General features: G+C 38.4%; 16 protein-coding genes. 5 read left to right on the top strand and 11 right to left on the bottom strand.

All coding sequences use genetic code 11. The features are described from left to right. Window positions 1-195 precede the first annotated feature (195 nt). A complete protein-coding gene (gene uvrA, locus IAG46_RS01620) occupies window positions 196-2973 on the bottom strand; it encodes an excinuclease ABC subunit UvrA (RefSeq protein WP_190808573.1) in 2778 nt (925 codons plus the stop codon). A 247-nt stretch (window positions 2974-3220) separates the two neighbouring features. Here uvrA and IAG46_RS01625 point away from each other — a divergent pair, with 247 nt between their 5' ends. After that, entirely contained in the window at window positions 3221-3802 is a 582-nt protein-coding gene (locus tag IAG46_RS01625; RefSeq protein ID WP_190808574.1) for an RNA polymerase sigma factor, read from the top strand. 247 nt (window positions 3803-4049) lie between these two features. Here the strand turns inward: IAG46_RS01625 and nth are convergent, their stop codons facing one another. After that, entirely contained in the window at window positions 4050-4712 is a 663-nt protein-coding gene (gene nth / locus IAG46_RS01630) for an endonuclease III (protein ID WP_190808575.1), read from the bottom strand. A 36-nt stretch (window positions 4713-4748) separates the two neighbouring features. Between nth and bcp the strand changes: the two genes are divergently transcribed. Together bcp and IAG46_RS01640 are read left to right on the top strand one after the other, a co-directional pair. After that, complete coding sequence (gene bcp, locus IAG46_RS01635) at window positions 4749-5201, top strand: thioredoxin-dependent thiol peroxidase (RefSeq protein ID WP_190808576.1); 453 nt, start codon at window positions 4749-4751, stop codon at window positions 5199-5201. Window positions 5202-5241: 40 nt separating this feature from the next. Continuing rightward, window positions 5242-5964, top strand: a complete 723-nt coding sequence (locus IAG46_RS01640; RefSeq protein WP_190808577.1) for a carbohydrate-binding family 9-like protein — start codon at window positions 5242-5244, stop codon at window positions 5962-5964. A gap of 33 nt (window positions 5965-5997) precedes the next feature. Here IAG46_RS01640 and IAG46_RS01645 read toward each other — a convergent pair whose 3' ends face one another. Next, entirely contained in the window at window positions 5998-7461 is a 1464-nt protein-coding gene (locus IAG46_RS01645) for a TonB-dependent receptor (protein ID WP_190808578.1), read from the bottom strand. A 76-nt stretch (window positions 7462-7537) separates the two neighbouring features. Here IAG46_RS01645 and IAG46_RS01650 point away from each other — a divergent pair, with 76 nt between their 5' ends. Together IAG46_RS01650 and IAG46_RS01655 are read left to right on the top strand one after the other, a co-directional pair. Beyond that, window positions 7538-8314: an MBL fold metallo-hydrolase gene (locus tag IAG46_RS01650; protein WP_223826544.1), complete on the top strand. Its 777-nt coding sequence runs from the start codon at window positions 7538-7540 to the stop codon at window positions 8312-8314. A 5-nt stretch (window positions 8315-8319) separates the two neighbouring features. Then, window positions 8320-8814, top strand: a complete 495-nt coding sequence (locus tag IAG46_RS01655) for a hydrolase (protein WP_190808580.1) — start codon at window positions 8320-8322, stop codon at window positions 8812-8814. A 93-nt stretch (window positions 8815-8907) separates the two neighbouring features. Here IAG46_RS01655 and IAG46_RS01660 read toward each other — a convergent pair whose 3' ends face one another. The 8 genes from IAG46_RS01660 to IAG46_RS01695 all read right to left on the bottom strand — a co-directional run bounded on the left by IAG46_RS01660 (window position 8908) and on the right by IAG46_RS01695 (window position 16436). Beyond that, on the bottom strand, window positions 8908-9567 hold the full coding sequence (locus IAG46_RS01660) for an alpha/beta hydrolase (protein WP_190808581.1): 660 nt from the start codon (window positions 9565-9567) through the stop codon (window positions 8908-8910). A gap of 9 nt (window positions 9568-9576) precedes the next feature. Beyond that, on the bottom strand, window positions 9577-9900 hold the full coding sequence (locus IAG46_RS01665; protein WP_190808582.1) for a DUF4870 domain-containing protein: 324 nt from the start codon (window positions 9898-9900) through the stop codon (window positions 9577-9579). A gap of 4 nt (window positions 9901-9904) precedes the next feature. Next, on the bottom strand, window positions 9905-11158 hold the full coding sequence (locus tag IAG46_RS01670) for a dihydroorotase family protein (RefSeq protein ID WP_190808583.1): 1254 nt from the start codon (window positions 11156-11158) through the stop codon (window positions 9905-9907). Beyond that, the gene (locus IAG46_RS01675) at window positions 11155-13080 is read right to left on the bottom strand and encodes a BatA domain-containing protein (protein WP_223826545.1); all 1926 of its coding nucleotides are present in this window, start codon (window positions 13078-13080) and stop codon (window positions 11155-11157) included. The genes IAG46_RS01670 and IAG46_RS01675 overlap by 4 nt, the downstream gene beginning before the upstream one ends. A 136-nt stretch (window positions 13081-13216) precedes the next feature. Further along, entirely contained in the window at window positions 13217-14224 is a 1008-nt protein-coding gene (locus IAG46_RS01680; RefSeq protein ID WP_190808584.1) for a glycosyltransferase family 2 protein, read from the bottom strand. Window positions 14225-14262: 38 nt separating this feature from the next. Further along, complete coding sequence (locus tag IAG46_RS01685; protein WP_223826546.1) at window positions 14263-14715, bottom strand: hypothetical protein; 453 nt, start codon at window positions 14713-14715, stop codon at window positions 14263-14265. Between the two features lie 99 nt (window positions 14716-14814). Beyond that, window positions 14815-15756 carry a PD40 domain-containing protein gene (locus IAG46_RS01690; protein ID WP_190808585.1) on the bottom strand — a complete coding sequence of 314 codons (942 nt, stop codon included), beginning with the start codon at window positions 15754-15756 and terminating at the stop codon, window positions 14815-14817. Further along, window positions 15753-16436, bottom strand: a complete 684-nt coding sequence (locus tag IAG46_RS01695; RefSeq protein ID WP_190808586.1) for an SGNH/GDSL hydrolase family protein — start codon at window positions 16434-16436, stop codon at window positions 15753-15755. The genes IAG46_RS01690 and IAG46_RS01695 overlap by 4 nt, the downstream gene beginning before the upstream one ends. Between the last annotated feature and the right edge of the window lie 11 nt (window positions 16437-16447).

Genomic DNA, 16447 nt, shown 5'->3' on the forward strand with positions numbered 1-16447 from the left:
ATAAAGAGGTCAATTGATGACCTTAAGCATCATATTTTGACACTTTGTTTCAGATTGAGGTGAAATTTCCTGTGATTCTCCCTCACGATAAGCTCAGGATGACATTGTTCGACCAAGCACGGCCTACCCTTTGCCATTCTTCAATCTTAAATAACAATACAGATTGAAATTTTCTAGACTCTTGTTTATAGCCTATTATAATTTTGCCCTTAAATAAGTAGCGGTATACGACTCTTTGTTTTGAATCAATTCCTCAGGGGTGCCTTCAGCGACCAGATACCCGCCATTTTCACCACCTTCTGGACCTAAATCGATTATGTAGTCCGCACATTTTATCAATTCAATATTGTGCTCGATTACGATAACGGAATGTCCTTTGGAAATTAATTCGTCAAAGGATTTAAGCAATTTTTTGATATCATGAAAATGTAACCCTGTCGTGGGTTCATCAAAGATGAAAAGGGCTTTTTCCTTGGTATTTCCCTTCACTAAGAAAGAAGCTAATTTGATTCGCTGTGCCTCGCCACCGGAAAGGGTAGAGGAGGACTGTCCCAAAGTAACATAGCCCAAACCTACATCTTGCAGGGGTTGTAACTTGTTTACGATTTTGGTTTGTTCGTAGGTTTTGAAATGGGCAATGGCCTCGTCGATGGTCAAATTCAGGATGTCATCTATACTTTTTCCTTCAAACTTGACCTCGAGGATTTCTTTTTTAAAGCGTTTGCCCAAGCAGACATCACATTCGAGATGCACATCGGCCATAAATTGCATTTCCACAGTAATTTCTCCTTCACCCTTGCATTTTTCACAGCGCCCTCCATCAACATTAAAGGAAAAGTGTTTGGCTTGATAACCACGTAACTTGCTTAATTTTTGTGAAGCAAACAATGCTCGAATATCATCATAAGCCTTTATATAGGTCACAGGGTTGGAACGCGAAGAACGCCCAATGGGATTTTGATCTACAAATTCCACATGTTTAATGTGGGAATAGTTGCCCTCCACCTTGGTAAATTGACCGGCCTTTTCTCCATAACCTCCTACTTCCTTTAATATAGTAGGATACAAAATCTTTCGGACAAGGGTGCTTTTTCCACTTCCTGAAACTCCGGTTACCACCGTAAGCATATTCAATGGAAAGGTGACGTTGATGTTTTTCAGGTTGTTCTCGCGCGCACCAATTATTTGAATATGATATTTGGAATTCCGACGTTCGGAAGGAACTTCAATTTCCTTGGTGCCGTTTAAATAATCTGCCGTTAAGGAATTGGCCTTTAAAATGGCATCCAAACTTCCTGTGGCCACCACCTCACCTCCGAGAGTGCCGGCTTCGGGGCCAATATCGATGACTTCATCGGCAGCTTTCATAATGTCTTCATCATGTTCTACCACAATAACGGTATTGCCCAAATCCCGAAGGGATAACAATACCCCAATCAGGTTTTCGGTGTCTTTCGGATGCAAACCGATACTGGGTTCATCCAATATGTACATGGAGCCCACTAAACTACTCCCCAGCGAAGTTGCCAAATTGATACGTTGACTTTCTCCACCAGATAAGGTATTGGATTTTCGATTTAAGGTCAAGTAACTGAGTCCAACTTTACTTAAAAAATCCAATCTCGTGGTGATTTCTTTGAGCAATCGTTTTGCGATGGTGCTATCGTGTTCGGACAATTGCAGTGCTTCAAAAAAGGGAATCAGCCTTTTTATGGGCTGTTCGATTAAATCTGAAATCGAATGTCCATCTACTTTTACATAGTTGGCCTCTTCCCGCAATCTTTTTCCTTTACAAACGGAACATTTGGTCTTTCCACGGTAGCGGGATAGCATTACCCGATTCTGGATTTTATAGCTTTTCTCTTCTAATTGTTGAAAAAAGTCGTTGATACCCATAAAGTACTCATTGCCATCCCAAACCAATTGTTTTTGTTCTTCGGTCAGTTCAAACCAAGGTTTATGGATGGGAAAATCGAATTTGTAAGCCGAATTAACCAACTGATCGCGATACCAACCCATACTTTCTCCCCGCCATGGAAAAACAGCATTCTCAAAAACTGATAAAGCGGTATTGGGAACCACTAAATCCTCATCAATTCCGATTACATCTCCGTAGCCTTCACATTTGGGGCATGCGCCATAGGGATTATTAAAACTGAATAGATGCACATTGGGTTCCAAAAACTTTAGTCCATCCAATTCAAACTGGTTACTGAAGGTTTTGATTTCTTCATTTCCCAAGTTTTCGATGGCGCATTGTCCTTTCCCTTCAAAAAAAGCATTGTCAACAGCATTACCCAAACGATTGTAAAAATCTTCATCTTCTTTTATGATGACTCTATCCACGACCAAATCAAATTTTTTGCCAATATCCTTAGGGACATTATCAATCCGAACAACTTCTCCTTTATATTTTATGCGTGCATAGCCCTGCTTGGAAAAAAGCTCCAGTGATTTAAGGGTATCCCTGTCTTCTTTTATAGTAACTGGAGCCAGCAATAATAGTTTGGATTCTTCTGGTAGTGTTTTTATATAGTTAATGACGTCGGTAACGGTATTTTTTTTGACCTCTTTCCCAGAAACAGGAGAAATGGTCTTGCCGATACGGGCATATAGCAGCTTTAAGTAATCATATATTTCGGTAGTGGTGCCAACCGTAGATCTTGGATTTGTAGAGTTTACTTTTTGTTCTATGGCAATAGCTGGAGCTATACCTTTAATATAGTCCACTTTGGGTTTGTCCAATTTTCCCAAAAATTGTCGGGCGTACGAAGAAAGACTTTCAACATAGCGTCTTTGCCCTTCTGCATATAAGGTATCAAATGCCAGACTGGATTTACCAGAACCGGAAAGTCCGGTGATAACCACAAGCTTGTTCCTAGGAATTACGACATCAATATTTTTAAGGTTATGTAGTTTGGCACCTTTTATGATGATATTTTTCTTAGGATCAATGTTCTGAATTGCGGGCATATGTTAAAATTAGGGTAGCAAAGATACAATACCCGGCACTTAATACGTATATTGTATCAGTTGACATCTAAAAATGCCCAAATCACAACATAGTTTTTTTACAGGCATGCTGTTTTTCTATATTTGATGTGTAATTAAAAAGCTGATAGGCCTATACAGAAATAATTACTTTTTTAAAATTAAGCTGATAACTCTAAGTCTTTCTTTGTAAAGGGAGACCCCTAATTTTAACCAAAAAGTAATTTGTATGGAACTGCAGATTGATGACTCGATATTAGTAAAGAATTACATTGCCGGAGATGAAAAAGCCCTTGAAGGCTTGATCAACAGGCATAACCAAAGAATTTCCAGTTTTATTTATTCTAAAGTATTGGATAGGGATGTCGCAGAAGACATCTTCCAAGATACCTTTATTAAAGTGATAAAAACACTTAAAAGGGGTACTTACAGTGAAGAGGGTAAATTTTTACCTTGGGTGATGCGAATTGCCCATAACCTGATCATCGATCATTTCCGTAAGAACAAAAGAATGCCCAAGTTTGAAGGAAATGACGATTTCAACATCTTCTCCGTAATCAAGGATGATAAACTAAATGCTGAAAAACAAATCATAAAAGACCAAATCGATAGTGATTTGAGCCTTTTGATTGATGAATTGCCCGAAGATCAGAAAGAAGTACTGATTATGCGTATCTATAAGGACATGAGTTTTAAGGAAATATCCGAAAACACTGGTGTCAGCATCAATACTGCCTTGGGAAGAATGCGATACGCGCTGATCAACCTAAGAAAAATCGTAAATAGAAATAATATCGTTTTAACGAATTAATCTGCATTCCATCGAACACAGCAATATTTCCATATTAGCGGCGTTATCTAATTGTAACATTAATGCTAGAATATGGAAAATATTTACTCTGAAGAACAAAAAACCGTTAAATCGGTAAAAGCTAGACGAGAAACAATAGACTTCTTACTTAGCTACTCAAAATCGATTAAAGTAGTCGATTACAAAAAACACAAATTTGAAGTTACTTTAAACTAGAAACTTCAAAAACTAACAAAAAGAGCCGCAATTAGCGGCTCTTTTTATTTTTATGGTATTCGTTCAATACTGTTTTTCTGCCGATTGTCTTGGTTATGATGTCCTTTTCCAAATCCCAACCTCTGGCAGGAGAGTATTCACGGCCATACCAAATAATCTGTAAGTGTAGCTTGTTCCATATTTCTTTTGGAAACAATCTTTTGGCATCCCTTTCTGTCTGTACAACATTTTTTCCGTTACTAAATCCCCAACGGTACATAAGTCTGTGAATATGCGTATCCACAGGAAATGCAGGAATGCCAAATGCTTGGGATACCACGACACTTGCGGTTTTATGACCTACAGCAGGAAGTTCTTCAAGCAGTTCCATTTCTTTGGGAACCTCGCCATTGTATTTTTCAATCAAAATTTCGGACAATCCATGTATTCCTTTGGATTTCATTGGAGATAGCCCTACGGGTTTTATTATTTCTCTAATTTCTTCGACGCTGAGTTTCACCATATCATATGGATTGTCCGCTTGGGCAAATAGGCGGGGAGTAATCTGATTTACCCGCACATCTGTACTCTGTGCCGACAACAAGACCGCAATCAATAAAGTATATGGGTCTTTATGATCAAGAGGAATGGGTATGGTTGGGTAAAATTCATCAAGGGTGTTAAGTACAAAATTTACCTTGTCCTGTTTCGTCATATTAGATTAGCTTTGAAAAATTTTAAACCTGATTAAATGAATACACTGAAAGTGGGGGATAAAGTACCTGAATTTTCTTCAATAGACCAAGATGGAAACACCATAAATCTTACCGATTACCAAGGAAAAAAGTTGGTGGTTTTTTTCTACCCAAGGGCAAATACGCCTGGTTGTATCTTGGAAGCCTGCAACTTAAGAGATAATTACGAAGAATTGCAAAAACAGGGATTCGAACTTTTAGGGGTTAGTGCCGATTCACAAAAAAAACAATCAAACTTTAAAAACAAATACAATTTTCAATTTCCCCTACTGGCAGATGAAGATCATACCGTTCTCAATATTTTTGGTGTCTGGGGTCCTAAGAAGTTTATGGGGCGGGAGTTTGATGGAATCCATAGAACCACTTTTGTAATTGATGAAAAAGGTGTAGTGGAAAATGTAATTGCAAAGGTGAAGACCAAAGACCATGCACAACAGATTTTGATGTAGGCATTTAAAGACGCAATTGGTAAAACAAGAAAATAGGCCTATGAAATATATAGTTCTTCTTACGATAGCATTAGTTTCCAGTGTTTATTTTTTTGATGGCAAAATGAAAAACAACATGAAAGCATATACTGTTTTAAAAGCTCAATTTGATGAAGGTGAAAATGTAAGGCCTTTGAGCGATGATTTATGGAACCAATCAATAGTAATGACCGATTTCTCCCAGCCTTGGAGACATGAACCAATGCAAGAAACTAGTTTTAGGGCCTTACACACAGATAAATACCTCTATCTAAGGTATGATGTAAAGGATAACGACCTTATTATCTTTGATAATTACCAGAACAAGCGGGATATTATCCGATCAGATAGAGTTGAAATTTTTCTGAGAAAAGATGCAGATTTAGACCGGTACTATTGCTTGGAAGTTGACCCTAACGGAGCTATATTGGACTTCTCCGCAACCCATTATAGGCAATTCGATGATGATTGGACATGGCCAAAAGGTCATTTGTTTACCTACGGAACAATCATGGAAGGTGGTTACAGACTCGATATGATACTTAGTAAAGAATCTTTGGAAAATTTAGGATTGGTCAAAGAAAATGTATTGGAAGCTGGAATCTTTAGAGCGGACACGGATATGGTATCAGATGCTGAAAATCCAGATGGGGATTTTAAATGGATTACGTGGGTGGACCCAAAAACCAAAGAGCCGGATTTTCATGTTCCTACATCATTTGGCCAGTTATTGCTGTCCGAATAATTGCAATTTTGCCCGGAAAAGTCTCTTTTAAGGTTATTTGTTGACTTCTTCTTTTTCAGGCAGTGCTTTTTTGGTGAACAGCTGCTTTTCCTTGATCATTTCAGCGATACCTTCTGGTAACATTTCTTCCCAACCTTCTTCATGGTTGATGATTCGCTTTAGCACTTCTCTTGAGAAAATGTGCATAATATCTGGATCATAGTCAATAATGTCCATCACCTTGCCATTGTACTTGAAGAATTTGTACAGTTCTTTCATTCTAGGGTGGACCTTTACATTATTGCTGGTCATGATTTGTCCGGTAGTTGCATCCTTCATCGGATATAGATAGACTTTCAAATCTTTAAAGAACAGCTTTCCGAAAGCTTCAAGTATACCACCACTCAAATCACGATAGTACTTTTCATCAAATACATCCACCAAATTATTGACCCCCATGGTCAAACCTATTTTGGCCTTTGTATAATTATTAAAGTACTCAACCAGTTTGTAGTATTCCTGGAATTTTGAAATCAATACAGTATGTCCCAAAGAACATAACAGTTCTGCGCGATCCATAAAATCTTGCTCGTCGATTTCACCGGCAGCTTTTAAGTTGGACAAGGTAATTTCAAAAACAACTATGGTGTTTTCATATTCAACCGTCTGTTCCCGTATAAAAATGTCGTACGACTTTTGAAACATGTCCATGTTCACCTTGGTAACCGGTCTAAAACTGCCTCGTAATGCCAGTATATTCTTTTTGTAAAGAACGGATGCGGGCAACAAATTGTGTCCATCAGGGCCAAACATCACCGCATCTGTCATGTCATTCCGGATGAGCTGTAAACTCATCAACCTATTATCTACCTCTTTAAAATTAGGGCCTGTAAAATTGACCATATCAATTTCAATAGTGTCCTTGTCAATATGATCATATAGATACTTCAACAATTTTTTAGGTTTATGATACTTGAAAAATGCACCATAAATAAGATTTACGCCTAGAGTACCTAAAGTTTCTTGCTGTAACCTGGCTTCCGTTTGTTTAAAACGAATGTGCAAGATAATCTCGTCAAACTCCTTTTGCTTAGGATCTAGTTGAAATCGTATACCGATCCAGCCATGCCCTTTATACCGTTTAGAAAAATCGATCGTGGCAACGGTATTGGCAAAAGAAAAGAACAAATAATCCGGGTTGTTATCTCGACTTATACGCTCTTCGACCAATTTCATTTCATGGGACAACATTCGTTTTAACCGGGCCTGGGTTACGTATCTGCCATCATCTTCGCCACCATAAATGGCATCACTAAAAGCTTTATCATAAGCACTCATGGCTTTGGCAATGGTGCCAGAAGCACCTCCAGCCCGAAAAAATTGTCGCGCTGTTTCTTGTCCCGCACCTATTTCGGCAAACGTGCCATAGATATTCGGATTTAAATTTATTCGAAGCGTTTTCGCCTTAATAGAAGGGATATTTTCGAAAGCATGTACATTGTTAGGTGCAGTGGCCATAACCTGAATTTTATTGAAAACAAAGTTACACTCTTAATCAAATCTATTAAATAAATAAGTTATAATTTTGATTTTAATGGATGATGTGATGACCATTACTTTTTTGGGAACAGGAACCTCCCAGGGAATACCCATAATTGGAAGTGATCACCCTGTCTGTTTGAGCAAGGACCCAAAAGATAAAAGACTTCGGGTATCGGTTCTAATCTCTTGGAAGGATTTTAATTATGTAGTTGATTGTGGACCTGATTTTAGGCAGCAAATGCTCTCCAATCCTATCCCGAAATTGGATGGAATTTTGTTTACCCATGAACACTCTGACCACACTGCTGGGATTGACGATATTCGCCCTTTCTTTTTTAGACAAGGCGACATTCCAATTTATGCACACGAAAGAGTGGTGCAATCCCTAAAAAAACGTTTTGATTATATTTTTGCGGATGAGGATAGGTACCCAGGAGCACCGGCATTGAATGTAAATCTGGTGGAAAAAGATACTACCATACAATTAAGCGGTTTAGAGATCATACCCATTGAGGCATATCACAACAGATTATCGGTATTTGGATATCGTTTTGGTGATTTTGTGTACCTAACCGATGTAAAACGCGTAGCTGATGATGAAGTCAATAAAATTATGGGCGCTAAAGTGCTGGTGATCAATGCGCTTCGAAAACAACCCCACCATTCGCATTTTAACTTGGAGGAAGCCTTGACCTTTGCAAAGAAAGTTGGGGCAGAAAAAACCTATTTCACCCACATTAGCCATCTATTGGGATTTCATTCAGAAGTTGAAAAAGAGTTGCCCAAAAATGTGTTTTTGGCCTATGATAATTTACAATTAAAGATTTAAGACCTATGAAAAGTAAAATCTTCCTTTACCTATTTGTTTTTGCAGCGTTGATTGTGTTGTTTCAATTTATTAGCGCGAGTAATTTACAGAAAAGTATGAATTCCAATATTGAAAAGCTGGAAACGAAAGTTGCTGACCTGACCGATTCTTTACAACAATCCCAGTTGAAAATATTGGATATCCAGTATTTTTCGTTGGAAAACAATGACGATGCATTGGCGTATTATGACCATCTGAATTTAAAGCATCCCGCGCGATACATTGAAGATAAGCTATTGGAAACCAATGAAAAAAAAGGAAATAATCCTTTAGTACCTTATGATGGGATGGAGAGTGATTTTAAAATCAACAAAATCAAAGTGCTGAATCATAAATGGTTATTGGCCGATTTTTCCGATGGAAAGTATTGGGGAGATTTGGTTATAAAATATGAACTTAAGGATGATCTTGGTGTAGATTTCACCTTACTGGATCATTTGCTCTACACCCGAAGTAACTAATTAATATTAAAAGGTTGTTTCATTGTCATGCTGAGCTTGTCGAAGCATGGTGTGCGCTTAGACACAAATAACACGAATATTGAAGAATAGTGTTTAAATGTGTTGATTTAACCAATCCCTAAACGAATAAAAGTTTTGTTGTGAAACCCCATGCCCGATAGGAAACTCCTCATAGGTATGTTTAATTCCCAATTGGTTAAGAAAAGCTGGTGTTTTTTGGGCCCATTCCAAAGGAATCACCTGATCCACCTGCCCATGTGAAGCATAAATATTGAGGGAACTGTGGTCTTTTTCTTGATAACCATCAATCATAATATTTGCATTGATGTAACCGCTTAATGCAATAACATTCTTTATTTTTTCCGGAAATGACAGGGCAACTGAATAGCTAAGAATAGTACCCTGGCTAAATCCCAAAAGGGTAACATTTTCCTTGTCCAACCCATAAGCGTCGCAAGCTTCACCAATAAATGCTACTATCTTGTCTCTCGAACTTTTTGCTTGATTATCATCACTCCATTTTCCCTGTTCAGCATCAAAATTGATAGCATACCAAGCATGACCAAAAGGGTCAAGATCATAAGGCGCTCTTACAGAGATAACATAAAGCTCTTCTGGAAGTTCGGAGGCAAATGAGAACAAATCTTCTTCGTTACTTCCATACCCATGGAACATAAAAATTGAAGGGATTTTTCCGGATTTGAGAGACGAAGGCCTCTGTAGGTGCTCCAAAGAAAGTGAGGTGGGGGACATCTTAATAAATTATGGAATAAAGGTAAACCATTTTTGAAAATGTTCCCCAATAATTGGAAGTGGTTTGGTTTTACCATTTATAGCTTGTAAGAATCCGTACCCCCAAATGACAAGGTATAACAGATATAATCCAAGTGATGCATAAGCAATACCGGTAAATGTCAGTACAATGGCCATCGCATGAAAAACCAAATGGATTCCAAATGCCTGCCGGGTATGAAATCTGGCAAAAGCATTTTTCGGTTCAATATTCATGGTTATGGCAATTAAACTTCCTACTATGGTAAGATAGGCAATAATGGCGGTGGTTCTTCCAGAATTTGTTTTGCTCAAAACGTTAGATGGTAGTTTGGTTATTGCTTATGATTCCGTAAACTTTTCCTTTTTGTGCGGTTCCAAGGAACATACTGTTTTTAGAAGTAGAAAGTATATCGCCTTCATCAAAAACTGATTTCGCGTCCGGGTCAAAAAGGGTTAAACAGGCTTTTTGCCCTTCTTTTATTTGTGGGGAATCAAGACCAAATCGTTCGCGGCCTTTGGTTAATAGTATTATAGTTTCTTCCAGGTTAAAAAGGGTATTCAAGCTCCCAAAAGCCGATTCCAAACCAATGGTTCCGTTAGCGGCATTATCAAATTCGATCCGTTTTTCTTCAATGTCCATGGGAAGGTGATCTGTTGTTATAAAATCAATAGTTCCATCCTTAAGCCCTTTTATCAGAGCCTTACAATCCCTCGAGCTTCGCAATGGGGGAGATACTTTATAAAAGGTATCAAATTCTTTTAACGATTCATCGGTATAGATCAAATTATGAATGGCTACACTACAACTCACATCCAATCCTTTCTTTTTGGCATTGGCAATCAATTTTACCGAATTTGCCGTTGAAATGGTCGGGATATGCAATTTTCCACCTGTGTATTCCAAAATAAAGAGGTCTCTGACTATTTGAAGTTCTTCGGCCAAACTTGGAATTCCCTTTAGACCAAGGGATGTGGAAACTTCACCTTCATGAACTATACCTTTACCTTTGATTTGGTTATCCATAGGAAAGGAATAGACCAAACCATCAAAGTTTTGGGCATACAACAGGGCAATTTTGAGCAGGTTCGGATTGTCGGTTTGTTGTTTAAAGTCATAAAATGCAACTGCTCCGGCATTTCTCATATCAAATAGCTCGGCCAAATCAATCCCTTGCGCATTTTTTGTTAAAGTTCCTAACGGATGTATCCGTGTGGCGCTTCCATTTGCTCTTTCCTTAAGGAAAACTACATCAGAACTGGTATCTGGCACCGGTTTGGTGTTCGGATTCAATACAATATCTGCAAAACCACTATGACCAGCAACCCTGAGTCCATTGGCAATGGTTTCCCTTTCTTCAAAACCGGGTTCACCGAAACTAACTCCCGAATCGAACCAGCCTATAGAAACATGTAGATTTTTTTCATCAATGACCTTAGTATTTGAAGGTGGAGTTATTGAAGCAGCAATTTTTTCAATAATCCCTTTCTTAATAAGGATATCCCTTTTTTTAAGGTGTAGTGCCTTGTTTTCTGGGGATATGATCTTGGCCGACTTCAGCAGCATGTTCATGTAATGAATTTTTGAATGATTACTTCGATGAGCGCCAGAAGCAGCGCTAAAATAACAAACCATTTCCAATAAGCGGTAATTGAGTTCTCCGAATCAAGATGATCAAAGAGCGCAGGGATGGAATCCTGAACTTGGATATTCGGCAAATTGGTCAAATCCATATAGCGCAACTGACTCTCCTCCCTGGGATAATTGAAACTGATATACTTGAGAAATTGGCCATCATTTGCAATGGTGAATATACCATCGGAAGCTGGGTTTTCCTCAAAGGTCAAGCTTACTTTGTTCGGAAAACTTTGCTGAAGGGGAATAAAAGAATTTTCTTGTTGGGATACACTTAATATATTGTCGTTGGACAAACGGGTAGAAACATCGATGGTCTTTGATTCTCCAATGGTATGATAAAGCTCGGTTGTTTTTAAACTAAAAGCCGCCATATTGTATAAAGTGGGCACAATTAATGGGGAATTTTTGAAGTTGGTGTTTTCATCAGCCAGTGAAGCTGTGAACAGATAAAAACCATCGTTCCCGACCAAAAATGAGTCGTTCCCATCCAACGAAAGTATTTTGGGTGCGCGTGATTGAACATTGAAATACTGATTTACAAATGGGTATTGAAAATTATAAACCTGTCTTTCGAAAACATTTTTGTAGAGAGGGTGTCCAAATGATATGGTCGTTACCTTTTTGTTCGAGGCGGTGTTTCCTTCAAGGAGTTTTGTGCCAAAAAAGCCAGATAAAAATTGGTTGTACGACGTAAGATTACTTTCTTCGGAAGGAATAATAATTAACGTACCTCCATTTTCTTTAAACCTTCGAAGCACTTGTTGTAAACTATTGGGAATAGCTGTCAAACCATTAAGAAGAACCACATTTTGTTGGTCAATAATGCTATAATCCAATTGGTTTAAGGTAGTTCGGGATAAAATAAATTCGTTCGGGGTATACAATCGGGATAAATAATCAGCATTCTCGCTACCAATGGCCAACACCCGTATTTTTTCTTTTTTATTAATGTTAAAATAAAACTGATTGTCATAGTTCAAATCAGAACCGGTCACTTGTAATCGCCCGTTTATTTCTTTGTTAGCGGGGATGGAAAATTCAACTGCAGACTTGCCATCAGATTTAAACTTAGCCGAAGTCTTGGCAATTAAAGTATCTCCATTATATAAGGAAATCGGTGAGGCTTCATCAGTATCACCACCTGAAAGGAGGGCGGTAAGCGAAGTTTGTTCCAAAGCACCACTTTGTACGTAGGCAGAATCTATAGCGATATTTTTGGTCGCTTTGGGCCTTATAGAAACATAATATAGGGTTACAGAGGAGTCCACAGAAGTTTCCAATGCGGATAATCTTTCTTGAAAATCAGAGATAAGAATTAGGTTTTTCTGGCTTGCATTTGATTTTGAGAACAGTGTTTTGCCCTTCAACTCAATTTCGTCCAAAGTCAATTGTTTGTGGGAGTAGGGCAGTGATAATAAATTGTTCTGTATATCTTTTAGAGAAATGTTCTTAAAAGTACTCTGGTTGGTAAAAAGGCTGAAAACCTGCTCCTTGTCCATGCTTTTGAGCAAATCTTGTACAGATTTTTCCAGTAGGGTGATGCCGTTGGCTTTTGCCTGCATACTGAATGAATCATCCAGATAAACAACCGTCTCTTTTTGTTGAAGTGCTGTTTTGGCAGCAGAAAAAGGCTGTGCAAATGCGATGATCAAGCAAACGAGCAATAAAAGGCGGGTACATAACAGCAGCCACTTTTTAAGCGTATTACTTTTTCTTGATTCGGAAACCACTCTTTGTAGCATGGCCACATTGGTAAATGGAGTCTTCTTAAATCTGCGGAGCTGAAAAAGATGGATTAAAATGGGAATTAGTAGAAGAAAAAGGGCCCAAAGGATTTCTGGATGTTTAAATTGCATTCCCAACTTTGATTTGACAAATATAGATATTTAAACAATGTTCAATTGACAATTGGCAATAATCAATGAGCAATTAACAGTTTTTTATGTTCAGTGACCGCAATTGTCAATTGTTTATTATTAATTGTCCACTGCATTAGCAGAAGAAAAAATAATCATGCATAGACTTTTGGTCCATTGAGGTAAAGAAATTCCGTATTTCCAATTGAGCATCTTCATTGGCAACGGTTACTATACTTTGCGGACTGTTTAAAGTTTCCAGTGTTCTAAAATGCACCAATTCATTGTCGTAAATCTTTTTCCCGATCTTTTTAGGATTGTCACAGAGCCAGGTAAAATCGATTTTTAGTTCCGTCAGTTTTTTGGCGATTGTTTTTCCCTTAAACCCAGCACCCCAGATAACAAGTGGGCGTTCTTTTTCCCAATCCAATTTTAAAAAGTAATGGAGTTTAATGTCCAAAAAATAATTTTGTGCATAATGCTCGTGTGTCCGAGAGGTACGGCTATCATAATCACGCCATAAATGTAGAATTTCATTGCACGGTATAACTTTTAGGCCCTTCTCAAAGAATCTGAATGTGAGGTCGTAATCTTCGGGGTACCTATCAGGTTCAAAAGCTCCGCATTCATCAAAATCACCACGAAAAGCCATCCAACAGGGTGATGGAATCACACATTCCTTATAGATTTCATGGTAGTTTATTCCGTTTGAAGTCAATTGGTTCAACCATTGTTCATAGCGTTCATAGCCATTGCTGATACCTCTGTCAGAAAAATATTTGACCTGACCAACTGAGAGATGTCCTTTTCCATATTCAACCAAGGTATTCACCATATGACCCACCCGATTGGGTTTCATGATGTCATCCGAATCCATACGCGTGATGCATGTTCCTGTGGCATTGTAATACGCAGTCCTAAGGGCAGGTATAATGCCTTCACCTGTATTGGTGAAAACTTTTATTCTCGAATCTACTTGGGCATAATCTTTAAGTAAATTAAGACTGTTGTCCGTAGAATGGTCATTTACCGCCAATACTTCCCAATATTTGTACTCTTGGTTTACTATCGAATCCAAACAGGCTGGAAGAAAATGCGCCGTGTTCTTAAATGGGATAAGGATACTGACCTTGGGATTTTGCATATTGCAAATTAAACAAAATCCCAGGGCAGTTACCCAAATTATTCAAAAGGAAGAATATCAGGTTCAAGATAACTCGCTCTTGCACTTTCACTGGAAAAGATGTCCACTCCATAGTGTTGATCAAGCAAAGCCTTGAATGCATACTTGAGCCTTGGAAACTCTTTTATGAATCCATAAAAATCTTCTGAATCAGATTTTTGCATAAAATGTTTGACGGTTTTAACGGCAGCAATGGTAACCGTTGTATTAAACTTGTCTCCTTTACCATGTAGTTTATCAAACTGCCGAATTTCAACACAAGTTTTGTCCACCGCTCTTTTTTCGCCATACTTTCTGATATACAACCAAGCCAATCTTAAATGCGCTTCATGATCAAAAAGCGAAGGGGGGAGGTCTCCTTGTTCAAATAAGCTTTCGAATTGGGCATCGCTCAACAGTGAGTGGTCCGTGATTGGATTATTATACCAATGATGGGGACTGAAATAAGACATATACAATGGTTTTTAAGCTGATTCTTTTTATTTATATATCTAAAGGTGATTATATCCCAGACTTTTGCCGATGCGCCATAGTAAAACCCTGTCTCCCTCTCATAACTTTTTGTTTTTTAAAGGTTCCAGGTCAATTTTGGCCTTGTACAACCTGCTGTTTCCATTTTGATAGGTTTCCAAAAACTTTGAAAGATCATGGATGGATTCAATGGGTTGGTTGGGACTCTGACTCCTACGACTCGTGAAATACAATGTATTATTTACTTCGTCTATAAATGGACAATAGTCCATATACTTGGAATTGATTCCCAATGGTAATGGTTTTGCTTTGGACCATTCTCCATCTTGATTTTTAAAACTAACATAAATGTCACCACTCCCTTGCCCGTCTTCACGATTGTAGCCACCAAACAAAAGGTAGGATTCCTCTTGAGAGATATAGGCATTATATTCAAACCCTTCGGAATTGACGTTGGCATCCAAAGGAACAGGTGTGGTGTAGGTTTCATTTTCAAACCGGGAAAAGAAAATATCATCCCTGCCCAATGCTGTAGGACAATCACAGGTGAAATAGAGATTTCCATTTTTTGCTACGGCTGGATAAAACTCGTTGTTCTCTGAGTTAACGGGTGTTCCCATGTTGATGGGGTCTGACCATGACGAATTCAAGTTATTTCTTTGCACGTACCAAATGTCAAAATCTTTGGTTTTCCTTGTAGCGGCGATAGGTCTGTTCGATACAAAGTATAGTGTTAAGCCATCTGGACTTAAAAAGGGTTCCAAGTCTTTATATTCCCCAGAAAAGGAAACGATTTTAGGTGTTTGCCATTCATTTCCATTTTTCTTCGATTTTGCAATTACGGAAACTTCTTCATTTGCGGATTGAATAGTAACGTAGGCCTCAGTGCCATTTTGGGTCATGGTAAAATCCCTGACCTTGTCAAATTGTTCCAAAACTTTCAAGGCCGGTGAAACCGAAATCTCAACTTGGCCAAAGGCGATTGAAGAAAATAGCAAGAAAGAAATAAGGTTGAATTTCATTTTTGTAGTGCTTTATGAATAGCTTTTTCTACAAGGGATTCCATTATTTTGTACCCCTTTTTGGTAGGATGAACGCCATCCTCGGCCAATTCTTTGGGGAGACCATTTTGGTCATCTGCCATTGCGGTAAAATAATCAAGGTAAATCAATCCTCTGTCCTCCGCAGTTTTTTGCAACATGTCATTTAGCTTTGGAATTTTAATGTTTGGTTCTACGCCAGGTTTCCAAGGGTAATCAAAAGCGGGAACCACAGAGCAAATTATTGGACAAATCTGGTTTACCTCAGCAAGCTCGACCATGGATAAAATGTTATCATGGATTTGTTGCAAGGTCATTGGCCCCGTGTTTCCGGCAATATCGTTGGTTCCTGCAAGAATGAGCACAACCTTTGGTTGCAATGCAACAACATCTTGACGAAACCGTAAGAGCATTTGAGGAGTGGTCTGGCCACTAATGCCTCTATTCACATAGGGTTTACCCTCAAAGAATTGTGGACTTGCAATGGACCATCCTTCTGTTATGGAATTGCCCATGAAAACCACACGGTCTTCATTTTCTTCGGGACCACTTAGTGTATTGTTGGCCTCTTGGTATTTCTGTAAATTAGGCCAGTCTTGGGCTTTAGCTTTAAAAATATTAAGTAGTCCTGATACCAAAATGGCCATAAATAAAACCCTCATATTGTTTTGTT

The sequence above is a fragment of the Flagellimonas sp. S3867 genome (assembly GCF_014698935.1).
GTDB lineage: Bacteria > Bacteroidota > Bacteroidia > Flavobacteriales > Flavobacteriaceae > Flagellimonas.